The organism is Thalassolituus maritimus (genome assembly GCF_900156675.1).
GTDB classification, from domain to species: domain Bacteria; phylum Pseudomonadota; class Gammaproteobacteria; order Pseudomonadales; family Oceanobacteraceae; genus Thalassolituus; species Thalassolituus maritimus.
Window position 1 is genome coordinate 80,823 of sequence record NZ_FTOH01000001.1, and the last position, 19,523, is coordinate 100,345.

Annotated in this window: 19 protein-coding genes; 4 read left to right on the forward strand and 15 right to left on the reverse strand. The window is 51.4% G+C overall.

Annotated elements, in window-relative coordinates; all coding sequences use genetic code 11:
- Nucleotides 1-10: 10 nt before the first annotated feature.
- The 7 genes from BW941_RS00375 to BW941_RS00405 all read right to left on the reverse strand — a co-directional run bounded on the left by BW941_RS00375 (nt 11) and on the right by BW941_RS00405 (nt 6,190).
- Nucleotides 11-499, reverse strand: a complete 489-nt coding sequence (locus BW941_RS00375; RefSeq protein ID WP_076513248.1) for a pilus assembly PilX family protein — start codon at nt 497-499, stop codon at nt 11-13.
- Nucleotides 496-1,353 (reverse strand): PilW family protein, encoded by an 858-nt coding sequence (locus tag BW941_RS00380; protein WP_076513250.1) that lies wholly within the window; start codon nt 1,351-1,353, stop codon nt 496-498. Before BW941_RS00380 ends, BW941_RS00375 begins: the two co-directional genes overlap by 4 nt.
- Complete coding sequence (gene pilV / locus BW941_RS00385) at nt 1,350-1,934, reverse strand: type IV pilus modification protein PilV (RefSeq protein WP_076513253.1); 585 nt, start codon at nt 1,932-1,934, stop codon at nt 1,350-1,352. Before pilV ends, BW941_RS00380 begins: the two co-directional genes overlap by 4 nt.
- Nucleotides 1,931-2,398 carry a GspH/FimT family pseudopilin gene (locus tag BW941_RS00390; RefSeq protein WP_076513255.1) on the reverse strand — a complete coding sequence of 156 codons (468 nt, stop codon included), beginning with the start codon at nt 2,396-2,398 and terminating at the stop codon, nt 1,931-1,933. The genes pilV and BW941_RS00390 overlap by 4 nt, the downstream gene beginning before the upstream one ends.
- A 139-nt stretch (nt 2,399-2,537) precedes the next feature.
- Complete coding sequence (locus tag BW941_RS00395; RefSeq protein ID WP_076513258.1) at nt 2,538-3,119, reverse strand: GspH/FimT family pseudopilin; 582 nt, start codon at nt 3,117-3,119, stop codon at nt 2,538-2,540.
- 149 nt (nt 3,120-3,268) lie between these two features.
- Complete coding sequence (locus BW941_RS00400) at nt 3,269-4,597, reverse strand: sigma-54-dependent transcriptional regulator (protein WP_076513261.1); 1,329 nt, start codon at nt 4,595-4,597, stop codon at nt 3,269-3,271.
- Nucleotides 4,598-4,678: 81 nt separating this feature from the next.
- Nucleotides 4,679-6,190, reverse strand: coding sequence for a sensor histidine kinase (locus BW941_RS00405; RefSeq protein WP_076513264.1), 1,512 nt, complete (start codon nt 6,188-6,190; stop codon nt 4,679-4,681).
- A gap of 84 nt (nt 6,191-6,274) precedes the next feature.
- Here BW941_RS00405 and BW941_RS00410 point away from each other — a divergent pair, with 84 nt between their 5' ends.
- Entirely contained in the window at nt 6,275-7,909 is a 1,635-nt protein-coding gene (locus BW941_RS00410) for an NAD+ synthase (protein WP_076513267.1), read from the forward strand.
- Between the two features lie 115 nt (nt 7,910-8,024).
- On the opposite strand, the gene BW941_RS00415 is transcribed toward BW941_RS00410, so the two are convergent.
- Nucleotides 8,025-9,110, reverse strand: a complete 1,086-nt coding sequence (locus tag BW941_RS00415; protein ID WP_076513270.1) for a fatty acid desaturase — start codon at nt 9,108-9,110, stop codon at nt 8,025-8,027.
- A gap of 115 nt (nt 9,111-9,225) precedes the next feature.
- On the opposite strand from BW941_RS00415, the gene BW941_RS00420 reads away from it, so the two are divergent.
- Nucleotides 9,226-10,236, forward strand: coding sequence for a helix-turn-helix transcriptional regulator (locus tag BW941_RS00420; RefSeq protein WP_076513273.1), 1,011 nt, complete (start codon nt 9,226-9,228; stop codon nt 10,234-10,236).
- 10 nt (nt 10,237-10,246) lie between these two features.
- Here BW941_RS00420 and BW941_RS00425 read toward each other — a convergent pair whose 3' ends face one another.
- Genes BW941_RS00425 through BW941_RS00450 form a run of 6 tightly spaced genes read right to left on the reverse strand, consistent with a single transcriptional unit; the run spans nt 10,247 to nt 15,220 of the window.
- The gene (locus BW941_RS00425) at nt 10,247-11,605 is read right to left on the reverse strand and encodes a tetratricopeptide repeat protein (RefSeq protein WP_076513275.1); all 1,359 of its coding nucleotides are present in this window, start codon (nt 11,603-11,605) and stop codon (nt 10,247-10,249) included.
- An 8-nt stretch (nt 11,606-11,613) separates the two neighbouring features.
- Nucleotides 11,614-12,279: an energy transducer TonB gene (locus BW941_RS00430; protein WP_084188453.1), complete on the reverse strand. Its 666-nt coding sequence runs from the start codon at nt 12,277-12,279 to the stop codon at nt 11,614-11,616.
- Between the two features lie 9 nt (nt 12,280-12,288).
- Nucleotides 12,289-12,717 (reverse strand): ExbD/TolR family protein, encoded by a 429-nt coding sequence (locus BW941_RS00435; RefSeq protein ID WP_076513278.1) that lies wholly within the window; start codon nt 12,715-12,717, stop codon nt 12,289-12,291.
- A gap of 4 nt (nt 12,718-12,721) precedes the next feature.
- Nucleotides 12,722-13,081, reverse strand: a complete 360-nt coding sequence (locus BW941_RS00440; RefSeq protein ID WP_076513281.1) for a MotA/TolQ/ExbB proton channel family protein — start codon at nt 13,079-13,081, stop codon at nt 12,722-12,724.
- Nucleotides 13,078-14,415 carry a MotA/TolQ/ExbB proton channel family protein gene (locus tag BW941_RS00445; RefSeq protein ID WP_076513284.1) on the reverse strand — a complete coding sequence of 446 codons (1,338 nt, stop codon included), beginning with the start codon at nt 14,413-14,415 and terminating at the stop codon, nt 13,078-13,080. Before BW941_RS00445 ends, BW941_RS00440 begins: the two co-directional genes overlap by 4 nt.
- Nucleotides 14,405-15,220, reverse strand: coding sequence for a DUF3450 family protein (locus tag BW941_RS00450; RefSeq protein WP_076513287.1), 816 nt, complete (start codon nt 15,218-15,220; stop codon nt 14,405-14,407). Before BW941_RS00450 ends, BW941_RS00445 begins: the two co-directional genes overlap by 11 nt.
- A gap of 194 nt (nt 15,221-15,414) precedes the next feature.
- Here BW941_RS00450 and BW941_RS00455 point away from each other — a divergent pair, with 194 nt between their 5' ends.
- Together BW941_RS00455 and BW941_RS00460 are read left to right on the forward strand one after the other, a co-directional pair.
- Nucleotides 15,415-17,631 (forward strand): TonB-dependent receptor, encoded by a 2,217-nt coding sequence (locus BW941_RS00455; protein WP_217693553.1) that lies wholly within the window; start codon nt 15,415-15,417, stop codon nt 17,629-17,631.
- A 91-nt stretch (nt 17,632-17,722) separates the two neighbouring features.
- The gene (locus BW941_RS00460) at nt 17,723-18,403 is read left to right on the forward strand and encodes a Fe2+-dependent dioxygenase (RefSeq protein ID WP_076513289.1); all 681 of its coding nucleotides are present in this window, start codon (nt 17,723-17,725) and stop codon (nt 18,401-18,403) included.
- On the opposite strand, the gene BW941_RS00465 is transcribed toward BW941_RS00460, so the two are convergent.
- Nucleotides 18,400-19,476 carry an alpha-hydroxy acid oxidase gene (locus tag BW941_RS00465; RefSeq protein ID WP_076513292.1) on the reverse strand — a complete coding sequence of 359 codons (1,077 nt, stop codon included), beginning with the start codon at nt 19,474-19,476 and terminating at the stop codon, nt 18,400-18,402. The two genes, BW941_RS00460 and BW941_RS00465, sit on opposite strands and share 4 nt — an antisense overlap.
- Between the last annotated feature and the right edge of the window lie 47 nt (nt 19,477-19,523).

The window sequence follows — 19,523 nt, forward strand, 5'->3', positions numbered from 1 at the left end:
TTTTGACTCCTTAGTTCGCGTTGTTAAAGGTCTTGATTTTGAAACCCATTAACTGATTGGAAGAGAATCTTTCAGTCTGGTCTTTCGAATTGGCAGTAAGCTCGAAGTTTATCCAGCTTGATTTGCCGGAAGTTGATCCCTTCATAAGGCTATTGTTAAGGCCAGTGCCGATCATGTTGGTTACTTTTACTGAGGTCTCAACGCTACCAATTTTGGTTCCCGCAGTTTCAACCAAAGGCTCCAACTCTTCTGAAGTTCCATTGGCTACTTTCGTACGTGCATTATGCAGGGGGGCAGATGTCAGCTGCTTGTCCTGGAATACGCTGAACTGGCTTTTCAATTCGCGGTTGGTTGTCGTAAAAACCTCCTCGCGGATCTGAAAGTTGTTAACAATTTTTAGCTGAGTCGTTGACCCCTGCAGGCTGACCACCGCGAGTAAGGTCACTGCAGTGAGCATGCCGATACTGACTATCAGTGCACTACCTTTCTGACTTTTCATATCGCGGAATCCTCTCTCAAGTTCATGAGGGCTGTGGTTGTTGTAAACACCTGCCTGGCAACTCTGTCGGTGACATCCAGTGGTTGTGAGTCCAATACCTGAATCTGTTTTCTCCACGGGCTACCAGCACTTTCCTCTGCTGCGCGCGTAGTTATTGCCAGGCGTACAGAGTAAATACGATTCCAGCTGTCTACCTGATCAGCGTTTACGTACTGTCTTACGGCCAGAACCTCCTTGCTGTCAGGAGGTCTGTCGCTCTCGCCATAGAGTGCGTGTATTGATAACACTCCTGATGCCAAAGACTGGGCGTTACCGAAGCCTGCTCCTGCAGCTCTGATAGTGCCATTTTCGTCGTATGTCTGGCATCGAAGATTACTCAACCCGTTAACTTCTTCGACCCAGTATGCATCGACGACAACAACATCCTCTACGATTGCGTTGCCATCAGTATCTGTTAATTCGGCCCCTGCACACGACACTGGCACAGGGTCCCCAGCTTCTTCAGCCGCTTCAGCAACACGCCGAATCGCAATTCTGTCGCCAGTACCATTACTAACTTCACGGCTGCACAGGAAGTCATCAACAGCAGCGCAGAGCCCGGGGAATGGGTCAAAACCACTTGTCACGTCCGGGCTGGGGTTAAAACCCGCCCTGAGAATTTGCCTGTGCAAATAGTCCGCAACGAAGCGCCCCGTATCTTGTGTATCGCCCAGGGTATCTGATGTTGAGGCTGCGCGGTTACTGGCGATCAGAATACCGCCAATGGCATAAATCAGAATGGTGCTCAATAACAGAGATATCATCAGTTCGACAATCGTAAAACCGTTCTGGCGCGAGTGGTTAATGATCTTCATGGTCTGAATACCACCGTATATGACTCTCTCTGCTGATCGAGTAGCTCACCATCTTCTTTATAGTAAACGGCATTGCCGTCTGCATCTGTACCGCTGGTACGGGAAGTCCAGCTGATGGTGATATTGTATACATCACCATCTACGGTGCTGATGAGCAGACCTGGCTCGACAATATTTGATGCAGAACTACTCATTTCTGTGGAGCCCAGGACGGCAGATGTACCACACAGGGCTTCCCATACATCAAATTGTGCAAGCGTCTGGTTGGTACAGTTTGCCGCAGGTTCTTGCTGGACAGCATCACTGAATGTTGAAGCGCAGAGGAGTAGGTTGTCAGGCATGTCTTCACAGCGAAGTTCAGCATCACCCGGATTGAGATATGAATCGATGCCTGCGCCGTTTGCGCGCATACGGTTCATCAGATCACTGGCAACCCAGATCGCATGGCTTCGGTTACCACTGTCTGAAACTGCCCGGATCGACTCCAGCTGAAGGGCGCTTAAGCCCAACAAACCGACCGTTGTTACGGCGAGTGTGACGAGTACCTCCCAGATACCCAGCCCTTGCATATAATATTTCATTGGCAATCTACCGCTGTTCTGATGATCTGACCTGAGATCATCAATTGAAAGGATGCGTCTCGCGAGCCTGTGCATCCTGAAGTACTGATATTGATTGTCCCCGGCGTCGTGATAGAGCCAGTAGGGGAGAAAGTTACACGATTCAGGTTGTCAGGGGAGGTAATGGTTACGCCAGTATCCAGGGCACCCCGCTGTTTGAGCACATCTCCAGTCGATTGAGAAACAACCTCCCAGCCGTTACTTATATCGTTGTTTCTTTCCTGAAGACTCACAGTATCGCCCTTCGTTACCGCATGGCTTCTTGCATACGTGAGGTCCATTTCAAACAGAGCAACCACACTGCGAGCGGTACCATTCGCATTGAGAGTGCGGAATGACGGCACGGCAACGGCAACGATAATCCCAAGAATCGATATCGCTATAATCATCTCTACTAACGTGAAACCGTGATCGCGTGTTCTCATTATGCTGCTCTGTGCCCACTCAGAAAAAGCCTATTCTACACTATGAGATAGTATTAACTTCGTGCGCTGGTTCCGAATGCGCTCAGATAAACGGCAGGAATTCCGAACTCAACGGAGCTGGCTGGCGCGAACAGTCATATCAGGTGCAGTCAACGGGGTCTCCACTACTGGATTCTACCAGTCCGTCGTCGTCCTGATCCTTCCCCATGCGGATCCTTCCTGATCCAGATATGATGATGGTTGCTGATAAATTCGGGGTGCTTCTGAGACAGACTTTCATCGTTCCATTTCGACCAAAAGCACTACCTGAGGGATAGAACATGACTGCGCTTGATCTGTTGAAATCGCGTATCAGGTTTGAAGAGTCTCCGGAGAGTGCAGGCAATACTTTGATAATAACTTCATTCTCATCCAGTGACCCACTCCTGTCCGTATCCGCAAAAATACTGAGGCTGTTGCTCCATTGATCCGAGCAGTTGCCCAGGTTGTCCAGCGGACACAGACTCACAGCCTCTCCTCGATACACCGCCATTGACCGACTGAGTGCGACGGCCCGGTGCAATGCTGATACCTCTGCCTCGAACTGGTTGCGTTCGATCAGTGCTCCCATTGCTGGTAGTCCGACTCCAAGGAGTATTCCGCTGATCGCCACCACGACCAGCAACTCAAGTAAGGTGAAGCCTTTGATGGTATTCTGTACCAGTATTGTTCCGGTGTTCATCCCTGAACCCCCATTTGATTAATATGTAACCGGTTACCATATCAGTTGAAATGGGGAGCGCACTCAGGCGCTTTTCGTATTTTGGTACGGTGTTTCTGCACTTATAGGGGGCTGTGTCAGAGGCCGTCTAATCATCTTGATGATAACGGCTAATCAATGGCGAGCTTTTTCAATCTGTATCTTAACGCACGAAAGCTGATGCCAAGGCGCTCTGCCGCGGCGGTTTTGTTCCAGCGGGTCGCGTTCAAGGCCTCTTCAATTGCTTCCCGTTCCAGTCGTTCGAGGTACCCTTCCAGGTCACCGACGGCTTCACTATTGGAGTGATAGCCACCTTGCGGCGTTTCCGGTTCAAAACTCAGGTCGCTTAGTTGAATCTCTTCGCCCTCCATGAGCGTAAAGGCTCGTTGAAGTATGGCGTCGAGTTCGCGGGTGTTTCCAGGGAAGTCGTATTCGCTGATAGCCTGCAATGCCTCATCAGAGACCGATACTTCGGGCATATCCCATTGGCTGGCATAGGTCTGTAGCAGGTGGGTGGTGAGCTGCGGGATATCTTCACGGTGAGTGCGTAATGGTGGCACGCTGAGGTGTACTACGCGAATGCGGAACAGCAGATCCTGGCGGAAATGACAAGCACTTGCCAATGCCGGCAGGTCTGCGCTGCTGGCACTGATAATACGGACGTCCAGATCCTGTTCTTGTGCGTCATGCAATGCCCTGACTTTCTTGTCTGTCAGGAGTTGCAGAAGTTGAGCCTGGAATTCCGTACTGAGATGTTCGATGTTATTCAGAAACAGCGTGCCCAGATTAGCGTTCTGGACAAGGCCATGATGCAGAGTACCGCTGTCGTCGCAGTAGCCGAATAGGGTTGCAGCGGCGTTCTCGTCCTGAAGGGCGTCGCAGTTGACCGTTATAAAAGGATGAGTCGCTCGCGTACTGAGCAGGTGAATAGCTCGGGCAATGCCTTCTTTACCGGTACCATATTCGCCCTGAATAAATACCGGTGCCTGGGTACGGCCGACTTTGCGCAGTGTCGTGCGCAACTCTTTCATTGGGCTGGAGTCACCAATAATCAGGTTGGTGCACTGTTCCGGGAGTGTGCCCGTTACTTTTGACAATCGTAATGCAGCTGTCGCCAGATTTCGCAGCTGTTGAATATCCAGCGGCTTGGCTACGACATCGAAAGCGCCCGCTTTAAGGGCGTTCACACCGACTTCCATATTGCCGAATGCGGTGATCATTGCGACCGGCATATCAGGATAGTTGCGATTGCAGTGATGGATTAGTTGAACACCATCACCATCAGGTAATTTCATATCCGTGATGCAGAAATGGAAATTTCTCGATTCAAGCAATGCCATGGCTTCAGTGACATTGGCAGCCTGCTCGCATTGGATGTCTATGCGCTCCAGTGCCATGCCTATCAACGCGCGAATATCCTGCTCGTCATCGACAATCAGTGCGCATAAGTCCGGCAACATCGCTGTGGTTTTCCTGTCTGTCATCGTGGCCTTGTATTATTCATGAGTTGAATTGACGCTGGTGTGACATACGCCGCAGTTTTACGCGCATTTCATGTCAATCGAAAAGCGCGCTCCTGGATGGTTACCAATAAACTCTATCGTTGCCTGGTTGGCCTGACACAGTTCGCGACATAAATAGAGCCCTAAGCCGGTACCGTCGTGCTCAGTCGTGCTGAAAGGCTCAAACAGTCTCGATATCTGGTTCTCGGCTATGCCGAAGCCATTGTCTGTGATTTCAATGGATACGCTACTCCCGGACTCTGACAGTATACGTAAGACTACTTCAGCATCCTGCTCCCGGGCCTTCCTGGCATGGCGCAAGCCATTCTGACATAGGTTAGTCAGGACTTGATTCAGATGATCCGGGTCAAACAGTACTGTTAAATTGCTGCTGGTATCACAGGAGAACTTCAGACAATTCTCACCACTGGCGTGATGGAAGTTCTGGCAAAAGTTCTGCACGTAACTATGTATTTTTACAGGTGCTGAAGCGGGGCGCTTGCCTCGAGAGAGCTGTAGGATGTCCCCGATAATCCGGTTAATTCGTTGGCTGTTGTTCTCAATTATCGCAGTCAGTTTTTTATCTTCAGCGGGGAGGTGATCAGATTCGTCCAGAAGTTGTGCGGCCTGATTCAGTGCTGAAAGTGGGTTACGTATTTCATGGGCAATACTAGCGGTCAGGCGACCTAAGGATGCCAGTTTGGCTTGCTGAACTTCCGCTGAGAGGCGTGCTTCGTCTTCAATGAGCAGTAAAAAATCGTCATCTGGTCCATCGGTCTCCAGACGTGTGACGGTCAGGCCCTGCAGTTTTCCCTGGGGGCTGGCATGAGACGGCGCTGCCATGAGCCATTCAGGTACTGCGGCACCGGGTTGCAGCTTAAACCAGGAGGTCGCAGTGTCATTAATAAACAGAATCTGTTTGTCTTTCGTACAGGCAATGATGCCGTCGGGCAGTTTCATCAATGCCTGCTGACTCAGACGCTGCAAACGCTGGACGTCGCGGGCATTGTCCTGAGCGAGGCTGAGTGCCGCATTGATCCGGTGGGATAGCAGCTGAGTTAACCAGGCGAGAGCAAAGCAGATGCCCCCATACACACCGGTATTGGCTGTATCCCTGATGCCAAACTCGCCCGGTGCGATATGTTCTGTATAGATGACTGCAAGACTGAGCCAGGCAGCAACGCTGTACCCCAGTATGCCCGGGGCGAGAAGGTTGGCCATAACGACTGGAATCAGCAACAGGCTTGAGAAGCCGGCAGTCAGTCCGCCTGATGCGAACATCAGGCCGGTCAGCAGCGCTGTTTCGAGAAACAGGTAAGTGGTAGCACCCTGCGAATCGGTTGTCCGGGTTATTAGGGCGACGAAGACCGCGGCTGCAAGCACATAAAGCGATGAAAGAACGAGAAAGAGGTGGGGAGCCTCTTTACCAACGATGACGTCCATTGAATCGAGACCGTCGACGACGACAATCGACAAAGCAAGAATCAGCGAATAGTAGCTGTATAGCGACAGCAGGCGACTGCCCCGTCCGATGGAAATTGGATGATTCATTGGTCTTTCATTGGTCTTCCGGTTTGCGTCCTGACGCGTATTTCCAGACAATACGCGCATTACTGAAGAGAGTACCCCCAGACCATGTCCAAGTCACTGACTGCCACCCTGAAAATTGCGTTGGCGCAATGTAACTTTCACGTCGGCGATATCCCCGGCAATACGGCGAAAATTATAGAAGCAGCCAAGAAAGCTGCCGACGATGGTGCTCAGCTGATTGTATTCAGTGAACTCGCTCTGTCGGGCTATCCGCCCGAAGACCTGCTGATGCGTCCAAGTCTTGAGCCCCGTATCAACGAGGCGTTGAGAGAAGTCGCTGCGGTCAGTCATGACATCGCTATCGCGGTCGGTTACCCAGTCACCAGGGATAATCGTCTCTATAACTGCGCAGGGGTCTGGTCTGAGGGTGTTTGTCTTGGAGAGTATGCCAAGCAGGAGCTACCGAACTATCAGGTCTTCGATGAAAAACGCTACTTCTCAGCCGGTAAAGACGCCAAGGTGATAGAGCTACATGGCGTTAAACTGGGGCTTACCGTGTGTGAGGACATATGGTTCGATGCGCCGATAGCCATGGCTGCCGACGCCGGAGCCGATGTCATCCTGAACCTCAATGCCTCTCCGTTCCATAGCGGTAAACAGCAGGAACGCATCGACCTTATTAAGAAGCATACATCCCAGCACAAATTGCCGGTTCTCTATGTGAATCAGTCGGGTGGACAGGACGAACTGGTGTTCGATGGCAGTTCATTTGCCGTGAATGCTGCGTCTGAATGCGTGCTTCAGATGGCCTCCTGGCGGGAGGATCAGGCCTACGTGATGTTCGAACAAGGCGAGTTACGTGCTGAGTCTGAATCGCGGGAAGCGCGGGAAGATGGTCTTGCCAGCCTGTACAACGCTCTGGTCGTTGGCGTTCGTGACTATGTGAATAAAAACCGCTTTCCAGGGGTTGTACTTGGTCTTTCCGGTGGGATCGATTCAGCCCTGACGCTCGCCGTTGCCGTTGATGCGCTGGGGCCAGAACGTGTGCGTGCTGTGATGATGCCATTTACTTATACCTCTGGTATGAGCAAAGAGGATGCGGCGCTGCAGGCTGAGGCCATGGGAGTTAAGTATCAATCTATTTCGATTGAACCTATGTACCGTGAATTTATGTCTGCGCTTGCCCCGGACTTCGAGGGCCTGAAGGTCGACACCACCGAAGAAAATCTTCAGTCCCGTTGTCGCGGTGTGTTGTTAATGGCGCTATCGAATAAGACGGGCTACATGGTTCTGACAACCGGCAACAAAAGTGAAATGGCAGTCGGTTATGCGACGCTCTATGGTGATATGGCTGGTGGCTATGGTGCATTAAAAGACGTGTATAAAACCAAAGTCTTTGCCCTTGCCGAGTACCGGAATTCTATTTCACCTGTGATCCCTCAGCGTGTGATCGACCGGCCCCCTTCCGCGGAGCTTGCGCCTGATCAGGTCGATGAAGACAGCCTGCCAGCCTACCCTGTGCTGGACGATATTCTGGAGCGGTACATCGAACACGATGAAAGTGCAGAACAGATCATCACGGCCGGACATAACCGGGAAGACGTGATGCGGGTAGTGCGGCTGGTGGATGTGAACGAGTACAAGCGTCGTCAGGCGCCGATCGGTGTCCGGGTCACCCGACGCGGCTTTGGTCGTGACCGTCGTTACCCTGTGACAAACGGTTGGAAGGCGGGGATCTGAATCTTTTCCGGCTGTCAGGATAACGCTACAGTCATTGGCTGCGTGGTAGGGGCGAGAAGAGCGGCATGTGCGCCATCTCTGGCGCACATGCAGCACTCACTGAGCTAATAACTCACTAGGCAGCACGCTCATTCAAACGATTCGCGCGCTTAAACGTCCCCATATCATTGAATCGAATACCGTGACGGCGGAGCACTTCATGGGATTCCTTCTCGCCTAAATGGCGAATATAGAAGGGATCACGCACTACAAAATGGTGGATCGCGTGAGTGCTGCCAAAGTTAAAGCAGAACAGTTGCAGTGGAATTAAATACCACTTATTCATCACCTGACATTGCTCATGAATAATCCCCGGCGTGTTGTCACCAAAGTAATGCATATTCGATGAAATAAAGTGCAGACAGAAAGTACGCAGCACGTTAGGTGCAATCAGGATAACAACGGTCGCAGTTACCCAGGCTTCCTGGGCCAGCAGCCATTGGGGCCAGTCAATTGTCGCTCCCAATGCCCAGGCAATGCCATTAGCCAGGTGAAATAGCACGAAGCCATGCCAGATGGTGTAACAGATATAACCGACAGGGTTAAAACTGAGCGCACCGATAATTCTTAAGTTTTTAATGTCTGTTTTATTGATTTTACCTTGCTTCAGTAACTTTTTCGGCACGACGAAGTACTTCCCAGCGCGCAGATAAAAAGCCAGCATGTTGTCGCCGACCATCAGGAAACGCTTCCAGTCCCATTTTTCGCCGTTGGTAATACCGCGTTCTTCCAGATCTGTTTCTGTGCCCGACACTTTGTGGTGATGCAGGTGTAGGTAGCGACGAATCCATGGGTTCTGGGTAAGGGGACGTGCAAGGTAGACACCTGCCATCATCAAGTGATGCCATACAGGCTGCTTACGGAAGTACATGTAATGGATCAGGTCGTGCTCCAGTTCATGCAGCAGTGATGTCCAGAACGCACTTAATACGATGACCAGCCAAGCCGGCATGATGCCTTCCATCCAGAGTACGCCGTTCAGAATCATCCCGGCAATACTGACCAGAAAAATGCCCATGCCGACGGCATTCTGGTGCTTAACCAGAAACGGATGACGAGCTCGAACCTTGTCGCTCACCTGCATCAGTTCTTTCTGAATCTGACGATCCTTAGCACGCAGTGCCTGAAAGCGTTCGCTGTTTTTATCCGTGGTATCAGTCATACTTGTACTCCAAACTCGTGGCCCGGCAGACGTACACAGGCCTTTGATTACATACTGGAGAGAAACCTGTTTCCATGCTTTGCACTCACCGCCAATCAGTTGACCGGAGACGCCAATGACTGAGCAACCCAAAGCGGTGGCCATGTTTCTGCGCCCGCTGGCCAATCTGCTGCAACAGCATGGTGATGATCCTGCGGCCTTGTTTGCGGAGTATGGTGTCTCGGTAGAAGATACGTTTAACCCGGAGGTCTGGATCAGTGTGGATGCGACCTCTGCCTTACTGACGGCTGCTGAAAATCGTCTCCAGGATCCTTCTCTGGGCATCAATATGGCCCGCCGCAGTGAATATTCTGCATTTGGTGGTTTGGGTCTGGCACTGTCTGCCGGTGGTAGCATGCTGAGTGTTCTGCAGCGTCTTGCTCGTTACCAGAGGCTGATCAGTGACGCGGTTCAGGCTGAACTGGTGGTTGAAGATACGACCGTGTGCGTGCAGTTTCGCCCTTCAAGCGGGCACGTGCCTCACCCGCAGGGAATACAGTATGTGATGTCCAGTCTGATGCGATTAGTCAGACTCAGGGTAGATCCGGCGTTGAACCCTCTCGAAGTTCATGTGGCACATCATGACGACGATTATTGCGCCTCGATGGCCCGCTACTTTCGTGTGGCACCAACCAGAAGCGATTACTACGGTCTGACCTTCGACCGGAAGCAGGCAGCTGCCGAGCTTCACTCCAGCGACAACCAGATGGTTGCCATGCTCGAAGCAACACTGAATGAGCGACTCGCTGCGCAGGAAAAAGGCTCACTTGTGATTCAGCTATCGCTATGGCTCGAGGGGCAGCTTCCCGAAGGCGAGCCCAGCTTGTCCGACGCTGCTGAGCACTTTCACATGAGTGTGCGTAGTCTTCAGCGACGTTTGACTGATGAAGACCTGAGTTGGAAAGCACTGCTCGAAAAAACGCGTCGGACGCTGGTGGAGCGTCACCTGGCACTGCCCGGTACTACCATCACACAGCTGGCGTTTATGCTCGGCTTTTCAGACGTCAGTGCCTTTTCCCGCGCTTTCAAAAAATGGTACGGCGTGTCGCCCACCCAGTTTCGAGCGTCTGAAAAAAACAAAGAATGACGCAGTTGTGTTATCGGCGGTTGCGCGTCATGTTACGCAACGACCGCATACTGGCATGCAGATCCTGACGTGTTGGGTTATTACGCACTACCTGACCTAGCAGACGAAGCGCTTCGTCGTATTCACTTTGCTCAATGTGTGCCTGAGCTCGCCCAAGCAGGGCTCGCTCTTCGAGGTCAGGCAATACCTCGGCGCGCTGATAATACATAATGGCTTGCTGATAACGCTTCTGGTCTCTGAGAAGGTCTGCCAGAGTAATAAGTGCATCCCCCAGCGTTGGATCATTTCTGAGTGCCGATTTCAGTGCTTTTTCTGCACCAGAGTGATTGCCGGTTTCAATGTCCATTCGCGCTTTACTGATAGACAGTGAAGCCTGTGCCTTAGCCGGAATTCCACTATTTCTACTGGCTCGTAGTAATGTCTGAAGTTGATCCCATTGTTGCTGTTGGGCAAGCCAGGCGGCGGTCTGGATAACAGCTTGCTGCTGTTGCTCTGTCATGGATGGGATCATTATTTTACCGGACGTCAGTAATTGCACAGACCGTTCAACGCTACCGTGGTTCAGATGCAGTTGTGCCGCAATGATGAGATTTTCGGCCTTGTCTTCGCCAAGGCTGATCGCACTTTCAAGGCTGCTCAGCGCCTGCAGAGGCTTACTCTGGCGCAACGCGATCTGGCTTCGCAGCATCCACAGCTCTTTACTGGAAGATTGTTTCTCTAGCAGTTGTTCGGCAAGAGCCTGCGCCTGGGGCAAGGCTTCAGCACGGGTCAGGGCGTACAGCAGCCCACGCGCCCACTCCTCATTATCGGCATCGAGAAACAGGGCCTGTTGGTAACCAGAAATTGCCGAAGATGCCATGCCTTCGCGTAGATTGAGGTAAGCGAGCTGACCATATAATTGAGCACTCTGGTCACCCAGCTCAATTGCTTTCTGCAGGTGTCGTCGAGCGAGCTTGCTGTTGTCCGTTCGCAAGTAGGCGAGCCCAAGGCTTCGTTGTGATGCAGCAAAATCAGAGTGGCTTTCAACGGCTTTTTTCAGGTGAACAATAGCCTGTTGATCTTTCCCGTTAGCAAGTAATATCTGACCACGCAATAAGCTGAAAGCAGCGCTGTCATCTGAACTGCTACGTTGATTTAAGGAACGCTCAGCGGCGTCATAATCCGCTTGCTGAAGTGCCGGCTGGAGGTCTCTAAGATAGCGCCGCTCATCGTCGGTAAGCTCGGTCGCCTGCGAGCTCTGATTATCGATAAGAAAAGACCAGGATGGCTCTTCCAGTGACAACGCTAACTCCGGTAATGCCCCATGCACATTACTGAAACTGATCGTCAGTGCTGAAAATATCAGTGACAGGTGTAAGTACTTAAACATAATAATTCTCAGGATTTGATATCAATCGGCCAGATAAAACGAGCCCGAACTTTTTGGCCGCCTTTATTGGGTGGCGTAAAGCGACTGCGCTTAATTAATCGGTTAATTTCGTTGTTCAGTTCTGGATACGGATTTTCTACGATGCGATTCAATGTCAGTCGGCCGCCTTCGTCGATCGTTACTTCGAGTTTCAGACTGACCTCTATAATTCCGCGGCGGCGAAGGCTACTCGGAAAAGTAATGCTCGGTCGCGTCAGGAGTTTCGGTAAACCATCGAGTTCATCGAGATTAAAAACATCCAGGTCTGGCGCCATGGTGTCGAACACGGGACTCTGCGTTTCTATTCGCGGTGCATCGGGTTTCGCCAGAGTGATTTCTGCCGGCACCTCGATATCAGGTATGGACGGCCCTGCACCAGCAGCGCTGACATCCAGAGGAATATCGACCTGCGGCTGAGTTACGGGCTGAGGCGGCGGTGGCGGTGGTGGAGGTAAGGCAATATTAATATTGCGTACTTCCAGAGTGGGTTCTGCCAGCTCCGGCAAGCGTTGGCCAATAAGCAGAATGGCCAGAGTTACAAGGAGAACCAGAGCACCTGTCGCAGATGCCAGTGCCTGCCGACGCCAGTGAACGCCAGCGAATAAGGAGCCAATACTTTGTTGCAGCTTCATCATGATGTGTATTCAGGGCTTAAGGGCTGCGATGCTGACGTGCTTGGCACCCGCCAGTTTGGCTTCATCGATAACCGCCAGCAGTCGCTCAGCTTCAACTAAACGATCCGCTTGAATAACGACTGGCTTGCCTTCGGCCGCTGAGCTTTGATTACCATTCTGTTGCGCTTGAGAAACAACCGACCTGACGCCGGCAATGCCGATGTTACTGCCGTCGTAAATCACTTCACCTGAATCTGTAACGGCAATCAGGATGATACTCTGCTCCAGTGTTGTCGCAGAGACTGCCTGTGGCTTATCCACTTCTACGCCGGTCTCGCGGACAAACACTGTGGTGACAATAAAGAAGATTAAAAGAATAAAAACGACATCAATCAGGGGAGACATATCGATCCCTTGAGGTGCTTGCTGTTCAAGGCGATGCTGCAGGCGACTTTGCATCCCATCAGCCCTCTTTGCGTTGTTTACTGAGTAGCGCACTGTGTATCAGCCACGCAGGAACCGCACAAAGCAGGCCGAGCTGCGTCGTTAATAGTGCGTCGCCAATACCGGCACTGAACAGTTCAGTTCCGGTAAACCCGTATTGCATGGCGGTGAAGCTCTCGAGCAAACCAATGATGGTGCCCAATAAACCGAGTAGAGGCAGAATGCTGATAAGAGTAGGGCTGATGCAGTTGTCGCAGTCACGCTCCTCTGAAGGTGCAAACCAGAGTGCAGCGAGTCGCTGATAACAGATCAGTGCTACTGTGAGAATTATCCAGCAGATAACGCTGCCAGAGAGTTGAGATATCAGGTCGCTTGTCATGCCGGTGCTACCTCATTGGTTGCTGTTGTCTGTGATCGCGATGTTGTGTCTTTTCCGCTCGGATTTTTCCCCTCGTCCTGGCTGAGGAGGACGGCAAAGTTTTCGAGCGACAGGTAGTACGAGCGCGCACGACGTGAAAGTAGTGAATGAACAACCAGCGCCGGAATCGCGACCACTAAGCCAAGCTCCGTGGTGATTAACGCCTGCGAAATACCACCCGAAACAACTTCTGGATTGCCCGAGCCAAACAAGGTCATCATGCGGAAGGTTTCAATCATGCCGCTGACCGTCCCAAGCAAACCAAGAAGGGGAGCCACTGATGCGGTAATCGCGATAGCGGTGAGTCGCTTTTCGAGAATTAGTCGGTCCTGCTGAAGCTGCAGAAATAGCTGGTCGTCGCGTTCTCTGGCAGAGCCTGATATTTGCGCTGTTTCAAACAGACGTTGCTGCATGCTCTCACGATCAAACAGCGGCTCATTTTTCTTAAGGGCGTTGCGCAGCGCCGCAGGCGTATAGCTGACAACCGCCGGCAAACGCAGTAGTTGCACGGCTTTGATTATGCCGATAACCAGAGCAATCAATGCAAATAGGAGGATAGGCAGTGCCCAGATGCCACCTTTCTGTAAATGGTCCAGCAGGCTCTCATCCGGAATCTGATCAAACTGGCTGAGGCTTGGATCAAACGCGAGAGGGCTTTCTTTTCCCTCGCGCAGTTGTTCAAGCGCGTCTGCAACAGATACCTCGGAGGCTTTCACGACCTGCCACTCTCCTCCAGTTTCGGCAATACTGAACGCCCGGCTGTTATGAAGAGCCCAATGCACTGGACCCAGGCTGAGTTTCTGTGCGTCTGTGACAGTGCCATCAGGCAGTGCCAGTTCAATGGGTGTGAAATCAGGTTCGAGCCAGCGCTCACTGGCGGAAGCAATGCTATTGATCGCGCTCAATTGCTCTGCGAATGTTCCCGGCTCGGTATTTCCTTGTTGTCGCAAGAACTGTTGTACCAGATTGCTCTGGTAGTTCCGCTGGTTTGTCCATTTCGCGAGACGCTCTTCCAGCGCACTTAACGACAGGTTACGTTCGTCTTCCAGACGGCGTGCTGCGGCAGTTTGCTTATCAAGCTCACGGACTGAGCGTTCAAGCTGGCCAATGTTACGAGCCAGTTCTGCACGATCCCGGCTGATGCTCTGTTCCGTTTTATTCAGCGATGCCTGAGCCGCGCTGATACGTTTCTGCAGGTCTGCTTCAATGTCAGAAGCATAAGTAGCAGGCGCTGACAGCATTAGTGCTGCCAAGCAGGACACAGAAAACTGTTTGATGGTCTGTTTAGTTTTCATGGTCAGTCGTTTCCTGGTGTGCGGAAATTGAGTTCGCCGACACTGGGTCGCCCGATGCTAGGGATACTGGTAGTGCAATTGACTGTGCCGGAGATTGTTTTTCAGTGATGGCGATCGCGGTAAGGATATTTTCTGCGGAAATATCGTCACGGAAGGTCCAGCGCCAGAGGCCATTATCAACGTGACCGACGCCTCGATAACTACCATCACTGCTGGCAAACCACGCCTGTGAAAGTCCCAGATATAACTGTTTGACCAGAATTTCTTCACCCGTCGATGGCTCAGTCAGACGCATACTGTGCAGTGTTGTGCGCTCGTTGAATTCTTTCATGCGGCTCAGACGCGCCAGTTGAAGGCGTAACTGATTACTGCTTTCTTCGTTCGCTTCGCTGTTCCAGTCATTCTGTAGCGGCGGTGGCAACCTTGGTTCAAGGGCATCAAGACGCATTGCCAGCGCTTTAATGAGCTTATCTGTCTCCGCCTGTTGTACTTCGAGGGTGGATTGCTGCTCCATTAAGGCTTCGCGCTTCTGATCAACTTCGTCGCTTTTTTCATCCCGACGCTGAAGCATTTCTGTTAGCTGTTTCTTTTCGGCCTGTAGCAGGTCAATCCGTTGTTCTACCAAGGGTTTTTGTGACCGCCACTCGCTGACTAAACGACTTTTCTGTTGTTCGGTCTGGAGCCATTGTTGGGTAAGAGCATCGATCTGTTCAGCTCGAATATCCGCAATAACACACGGAGCTGTAGATAAGAATATCGTTGCCAGTAGCCAACGATGTGCGTGTGGAAGAATGCATCGGTTCACAGGGTTACCCGCAGAATTTCAGAGGAGCTTGGTGTCAGTAATGGCTCGCATTATGCCCGCTTGGTAAAGTATTGCCAATAAATATCTAAATAAAAATGATTTGCAATTACATTTCTTTGCTCTTAAAGTCCCCTCCCGCTGCCAAAGAGCAGACCTGAGATTTTTATTACCTGGTTGAAACATTGGGGAAGACAATGAAAAAGAACATGAACATGCAAAACTTTAAACGCAGCGCGCTGGCGCTTGCAGTCACTGCGGCTTTGCCACTGCACGCTGCTGAGGAACCACGCGAGCTGCCAGTCACTGAAGCTGCTGCTTCCGAAGAGCAGGGGTATAAGGTTGATAAAGCGTCTTCTCCAAAATTGACGCAGCCTGTTGCAAACACACCTAAGACAATCAATGTGATCTCGGGTGATGTGCTGGAGGATCAGGGTGTGACCAGCCTGAATGATGCACTGCGTAACGTCGCTGGTGTGTCTACTTTCGGCGGCGGCGAAGGCGGTGGTGGTGTTATTACCGCGAACGATAAGGTAACCATTCGTGGATTTGATGCACGCTCAAGCATTTACGTGGATGGTATCCGTGATGTTGCAGGTTACAGCAGGGATCTCTTCAACTACGAGCAGGTAGAAGTCGTTAAAGGTGCAAGTGGTAGCCTGGACGGCCGCTCGACGGGTGGTGGTAGTGTCAACCTGTCTACGAAAAGAGCGAAGCAGGATACTTTTGCTTCTGTTAGTGCAGGGTATGACAGCTTCGATACTAAGCGTGTAAGCACAGATGTTAATCAGCAGCTGACCGAGTCTCTCGCCGGTCGAGTAAACCTTCTATACACCGATGGCGGTGATACCTTCGATAACGGCGAAGAGAATTATGAAACCATCGCTGGTGGTGGCTCAGTTCTGTTCAATATCGGTGAGAAAACAGACATCACCTTCGATGTCCTGCTGATGGAGCAGGATAATGTTCCGGTACTTGGTCTCCCGTTTGTGACTGAAAGCGCGGCGGAAGCAACGGGTCTTGCGGAAGGTCCGATTGATTCTGATGGCTGGGATAAAGTTTACACAGTCAAAGGTCGTGACTACGAAGAAATCAGCACCCGTATGTTCACGCTGACTCTGGATCATGAAGTGACGGATGGTTTTGCGCTACGAAGCCAGACCCGTTTGGGAACCAACGAGAAAGAATCGGTTATTGGACGTCCGTGGTGGGGATCGGATGGCGACAACAGCTTGTTGAACGCAACCAGGCTTCAAGCGATCGACGAGAAAAATGAATTGTTCGTGACCCAGCTCGACGGTATTTTCAGTGTCGGCAACGATACTGTGTCGCAGGACATCGTTGTTGGGGTGGAATACGCAAAAGAGAAAAAAACAGCCTACGGTCTGGATAGTAATTTCACCTATTACGATGGCGCAGGCAATGAACTCGCTAACCCGGCTATCGACCCGGTTAACTACTCAAACGATATCTCGGCGAGCGGCAGCGTAGAGCGCAACGGTAACAACAATACGGGTGAAGCTTCGACGCTTGCATTCTATGTACTGGATACCATCAAGATTGCCGATACCGTACAGGTCGATCTGAATGCCCGTTATGATAATTTCGAGATTGAAGGCGAAGCCTGTGGTCGTCGCAGCGGCTGCGCAGATGGCTTGGATGCAGAGGAAGGCTACTTCAGCTATGGCGCGGCGGTAAGCTACATGCCAACAGAAAATGGTACCGTGTATATTGGCTATAGCAATGCGCAGCAGCCTCCGGGTACCGAGCTGGCTTTGAGCACCGCCGAAGAGCAAAATGAACTTGAGCCTGAATCTGCGAAAACTATTGAACTGGGCACCAAGTGGGAACTGCTCAATGATGGCCTCATGCTGAGCGCGGCTATTTTCCAGACCACGAAAGATGTCGTTGATTCTGAGCGCGTAGATGTCGACGGTGAAACCGTGACAAATTACTACGTGACTGGCGAACAGCAAGCCAAGGGCTTTGAGCTAGGCGCTGTAGGTAGTATCACTGATAATCTGTCTGTTTCTGCAAACTTCGTTAAACTGGATACCGAAGTGACACAGGATCTGACGGCGGAATCTGAGGGTAACGGCCTGCAAGGTTCTCCGGATAAAACTGCGAACCTTTGGGTTTCCTACGCGGCAATGGAAGATAAACTGAACGTCGGTGGTGGTCTGAACTACAACTCAGGTGAGACTTTCTGGCGTCGTAACACTGCTTACTTCGAAGTTGACCCATACACAACCGCGTATCTGATGGCATCATATCAGGCGACGGATGATCTGAAAGTTCAGTTGAACATCGATAACGTGACCGACAAGGAATACGTTACTGACTACAGTGCGAAGGGTCACTTCCGCCCTGGAGCACCACGTAGTTTCGCGTTGAATGTAAAATACGACTTCTGATCTTCTCAGTTCAGCCGTTGAAGAAGAGCCGGGCATATGCCCGGTTTTTCCGTGTATATAGATGAAGAAAATAACTGGATAAGGTAATCATATGCTGATCCGTATTCCCGAATTTATCAGTAAAGTTCAGGTCGCTGAGTGTCGCGCACTTCTTGAAAATGCCGACTGGGTAAACGGCAGTGTGACGGCCGGTCATCAGGCTGCTTTAGCAAAAAATAACTTACAGCTTCCTGAAGATTCGCCGGTTGCCCGTCAGCTGGGGGATTTTATTTTGGCAACGCTCGGGCAATCTCAGGAAGTTCTTGCCGCAGGACTTCCCAATAAAATTTATCCTCCCATGTTCAATTGCTATCAGGGTGGTGGGGAGTTTAACTATCATGTCGACAACACCATACGTCGCGTTGCCGGTACGGCGGTTAAAATCCGTACTGATGTATCGATGACATTATTTCTTTCAGAGCCCGATGAGTATGAAGGCGGTGAATTAATTATTCAGGACACCTATGGCGACCAGAGGGTGAAGTTTTCTGCCGGAGATATGGTTCTTTATCCTTCGACCAGTTTGCACAAGGTGACCCCAGTAACCGAAGGCCGGCGCTTTGCCTCTTTTTTCTGGATGCAGAGTCTGGTTCGCAGTGATGAACAGAGGCGCCTGCTGTACGATCTGGATAAAAGTATTCAGGCACTGACTCAGGAAAACCCCGAAAATCCGGAGTTAGTGCGATTAGCAGGGGTATATCACAATCTACTGCGTCAATGGTCAGAAACTTAAGCGGGCTGCCAAAGGCACTCTGTCGTGATATCGGACAGGGTTTCACAACCGCACAATGCCATCGTCAGCTCCAGTTCGTCCCGCAATAATCGAATTGTATGAGCAACACCCAGGGCTCCAGCAGTAGCAAGTGCATACATAATAGGGCGGCCAATCATTACGGCATCTGCGCCCAGTGCCAGCGCCTTAAAAATATCAGTGCCACGACGGATGCCACTATCCACGATCAGTGGTATTTCACCATTGATGTGTTTTGAGATCAGCGGAAGGACTTCAATTGGAGAGGGTAGGGTGTCCAGAGTCCGGCCGCCGTGGTTCGATATCACAATACCATCCAGCCCCGTTTCAGCAGCCATGATGGCGTCTGCAGGATTTATGATGCCTTTCACGAGTAGTGGGAGTCTGGTCTGTGACTTCAGCCATTCAATATCTTTCCAGGTTGGCGCACGACTCATAAGGCCCTGAAAAACATGGCTCTCTCCGGCATTGCTCTGGGGTATTTCTTTTGACGGGCAATTTACGGCACTAATGCCATCGGGTAAGCGAAAGCCACTCCGCTGTTCCCGGTTACGCAGTCCATTAATGGGGGCGTCTACCGTAACGACAATTGCCGAAAAGCCACTTTGCTCTGCTCTCCTGACCAGTTGCAGTGTCTGTTCAGCGCTGTTCTGAAAATACAGTTGAAACCACTTTGGTCCGGCGGCACTGCGTGCGACGTCTTCAATGGTAGAGCTCGACAGCGTACTCAGGACAAACAGCGCGTCCTGGGCAGATGCTGCTGCTGCAGAAGCCAGTTCTCCATCTGGGTGTGCGAGTTTCTGATAAGCCACAGGGGCCAGCAGGATTGGGTGCTGTAGAGAGTGGCCAAGAAGGTCCAGTCGGGTGTGTCCGGCACTGACATCGACCAGAGTTCGATTGAGTATTTTCAGTTCGGCGTAGGCCTGCTCGTTGCCACGGGCGGTGTGCTCATCAGCCGAGGCGCCGTAAATATAAGCCCAGGCCTGAGGTGGTAGTGCTTGCTGTGCATGGCGCTCGTAGTCTTTGAGGCAGGCTATGTCCGGGGGAATGCTCATAGGTTACTCAATAATGCTAATTGGTATCAAGTATAAATGTAAAGGAT

What these genes read in the sequence shown, in the direction of transcription:
- BW941_RS00400 (WP_076513261.1), bottom strand. Translation starts at nt 4,597, where the DNA reads ATGTTGCCGGACTTATGCGCACTGATTGTCGATGACGAGCAGGATATT.
- BW941_RS00420 (WP_076513273.1), top strand. Translation starts at nt 9,226, where the DNA reads ATGACTGAGCAACCCAAAGCGGTGGCCATGTTTCTGCGCCCGCTGGCC.
- BW941_RS00465 (WP_076513292.1), bottom strand. Translation starts at nt 19,476, where the DNA reads ATGAGCATTCCCCCGGACATAGCCTGCCTCAAAGACTACGAGCGCCAT.
- BW941_RS00455 (WP_217693553.1), top strand. Translation starts at nt 15,415, where the DNA reads ATGAAAAAGAACATGAACATGCAAAACTTTAAACGCAGCGCGCTGGCG.
- pilV (WP_076513253.1), bottom strand. Translation starts at nt 1,934, where the DNA reads ATGAAATATTATATGCAAGGGCTGGGTATCTGGGAGGTACTCGTCACA.
- BW941_RS00375 (WP_076513248.1), bottom strand. Translation starts at nt 499, where the DNA reads ATGAAAAGTCAGAAAGGTAGTGCACTGATAGTCAGTATCGGCATGCTC.
- BW941_RS00415 (WP_076513270.1), bottom strand. Translation starts at nt 9,110, where the DNA reads ATGACTGATACCACGGATAAAAACAGCGAACGCTTTCAGGCACTGCGT.
- BW941_RS00425 (WP_076513275.1), bottom strand. Translation starts at nt 11,605, where the DNA reads ATGTTTAAGTACTTACACCTGTCACTGATATTTTCAGCACTGACGATC.
- BW941_RS00460 (WP_076513289.1), top strand. Translation starts at nt 17,723, where the DNA reads ATGCTGATCCGTATTCCCGAATTTATCAGTAAAGTTCAGGTCGCTGAG.
- BW941_RS00390 (WP_076513255.1), bottom strand. Translation starts at nt 2,398, where the DNA reads ATGAGAACACGCGATCACGGTTTCACGTTAGTAGAGATGATTATAGCG.
- BW941_RS00445 (WP_076513284.1), bottom strand. Translation starts at nt 14,415, where the DNA reads ATGAAAACTAAACAGACCATCAAACAGTTTTCTGTGTCCTGCTTGGCA.
- BW941_RS00410 (WP_076513267.1), top strand. Translation starts at nt 6,275, where the DNA reads ATGTCCAAGTCACTGACTGCCACCCTGAAAATTGCGTTGGCGCAATGT.
- BW941_RS00380 (WP_076513250.1), bottom strand. Translation starts at nt 1,353, where the DNA reads ATGAAGATCATTAACCACTCGCGCCAGAACGGTTTTACGATTGTCGAA.
- BW941_RS00430 (WP_084188453.1), bottom strand. Translation starts at nt 12,279, where the DNA reads ATGATGAAGCTGCAACAAAGTATTGGCTCCTTATTCGCTGGCGTTCAC.
- BW941_RS00435 (WP_076513278.1), bottom strand. Translation starts at nt 12,717, where the DNA reads ATGCAAAGTCGCCTGCAGCATCGCCTTGAACAGCAAGCACCTCAAGGG.
- BW941_RS00405 (WP_076513264.1), bottom strand. Translation starts at nt 6,190, where the DNA reads ATGAATCATCCAATTTCCATCGGACGGGGCAGTCGCCTGCTGTCGCTA.
- BW941_RS00395 (WP_076513258.1), bottom strand. Translation starts at nt 3,119, where the DNA reads ATGAACACCGGAACAATACTGGTACAGAATACCATCAAAGGCTTCACC.
- BW941_RS00440 (WP_076513281.1), bottom strand. Translation starts at nt 13,081, where the DNA reads ATGACAAGCGACCTGATATCTCAACTCTCTGGCAGCGTTATCTGCTGG.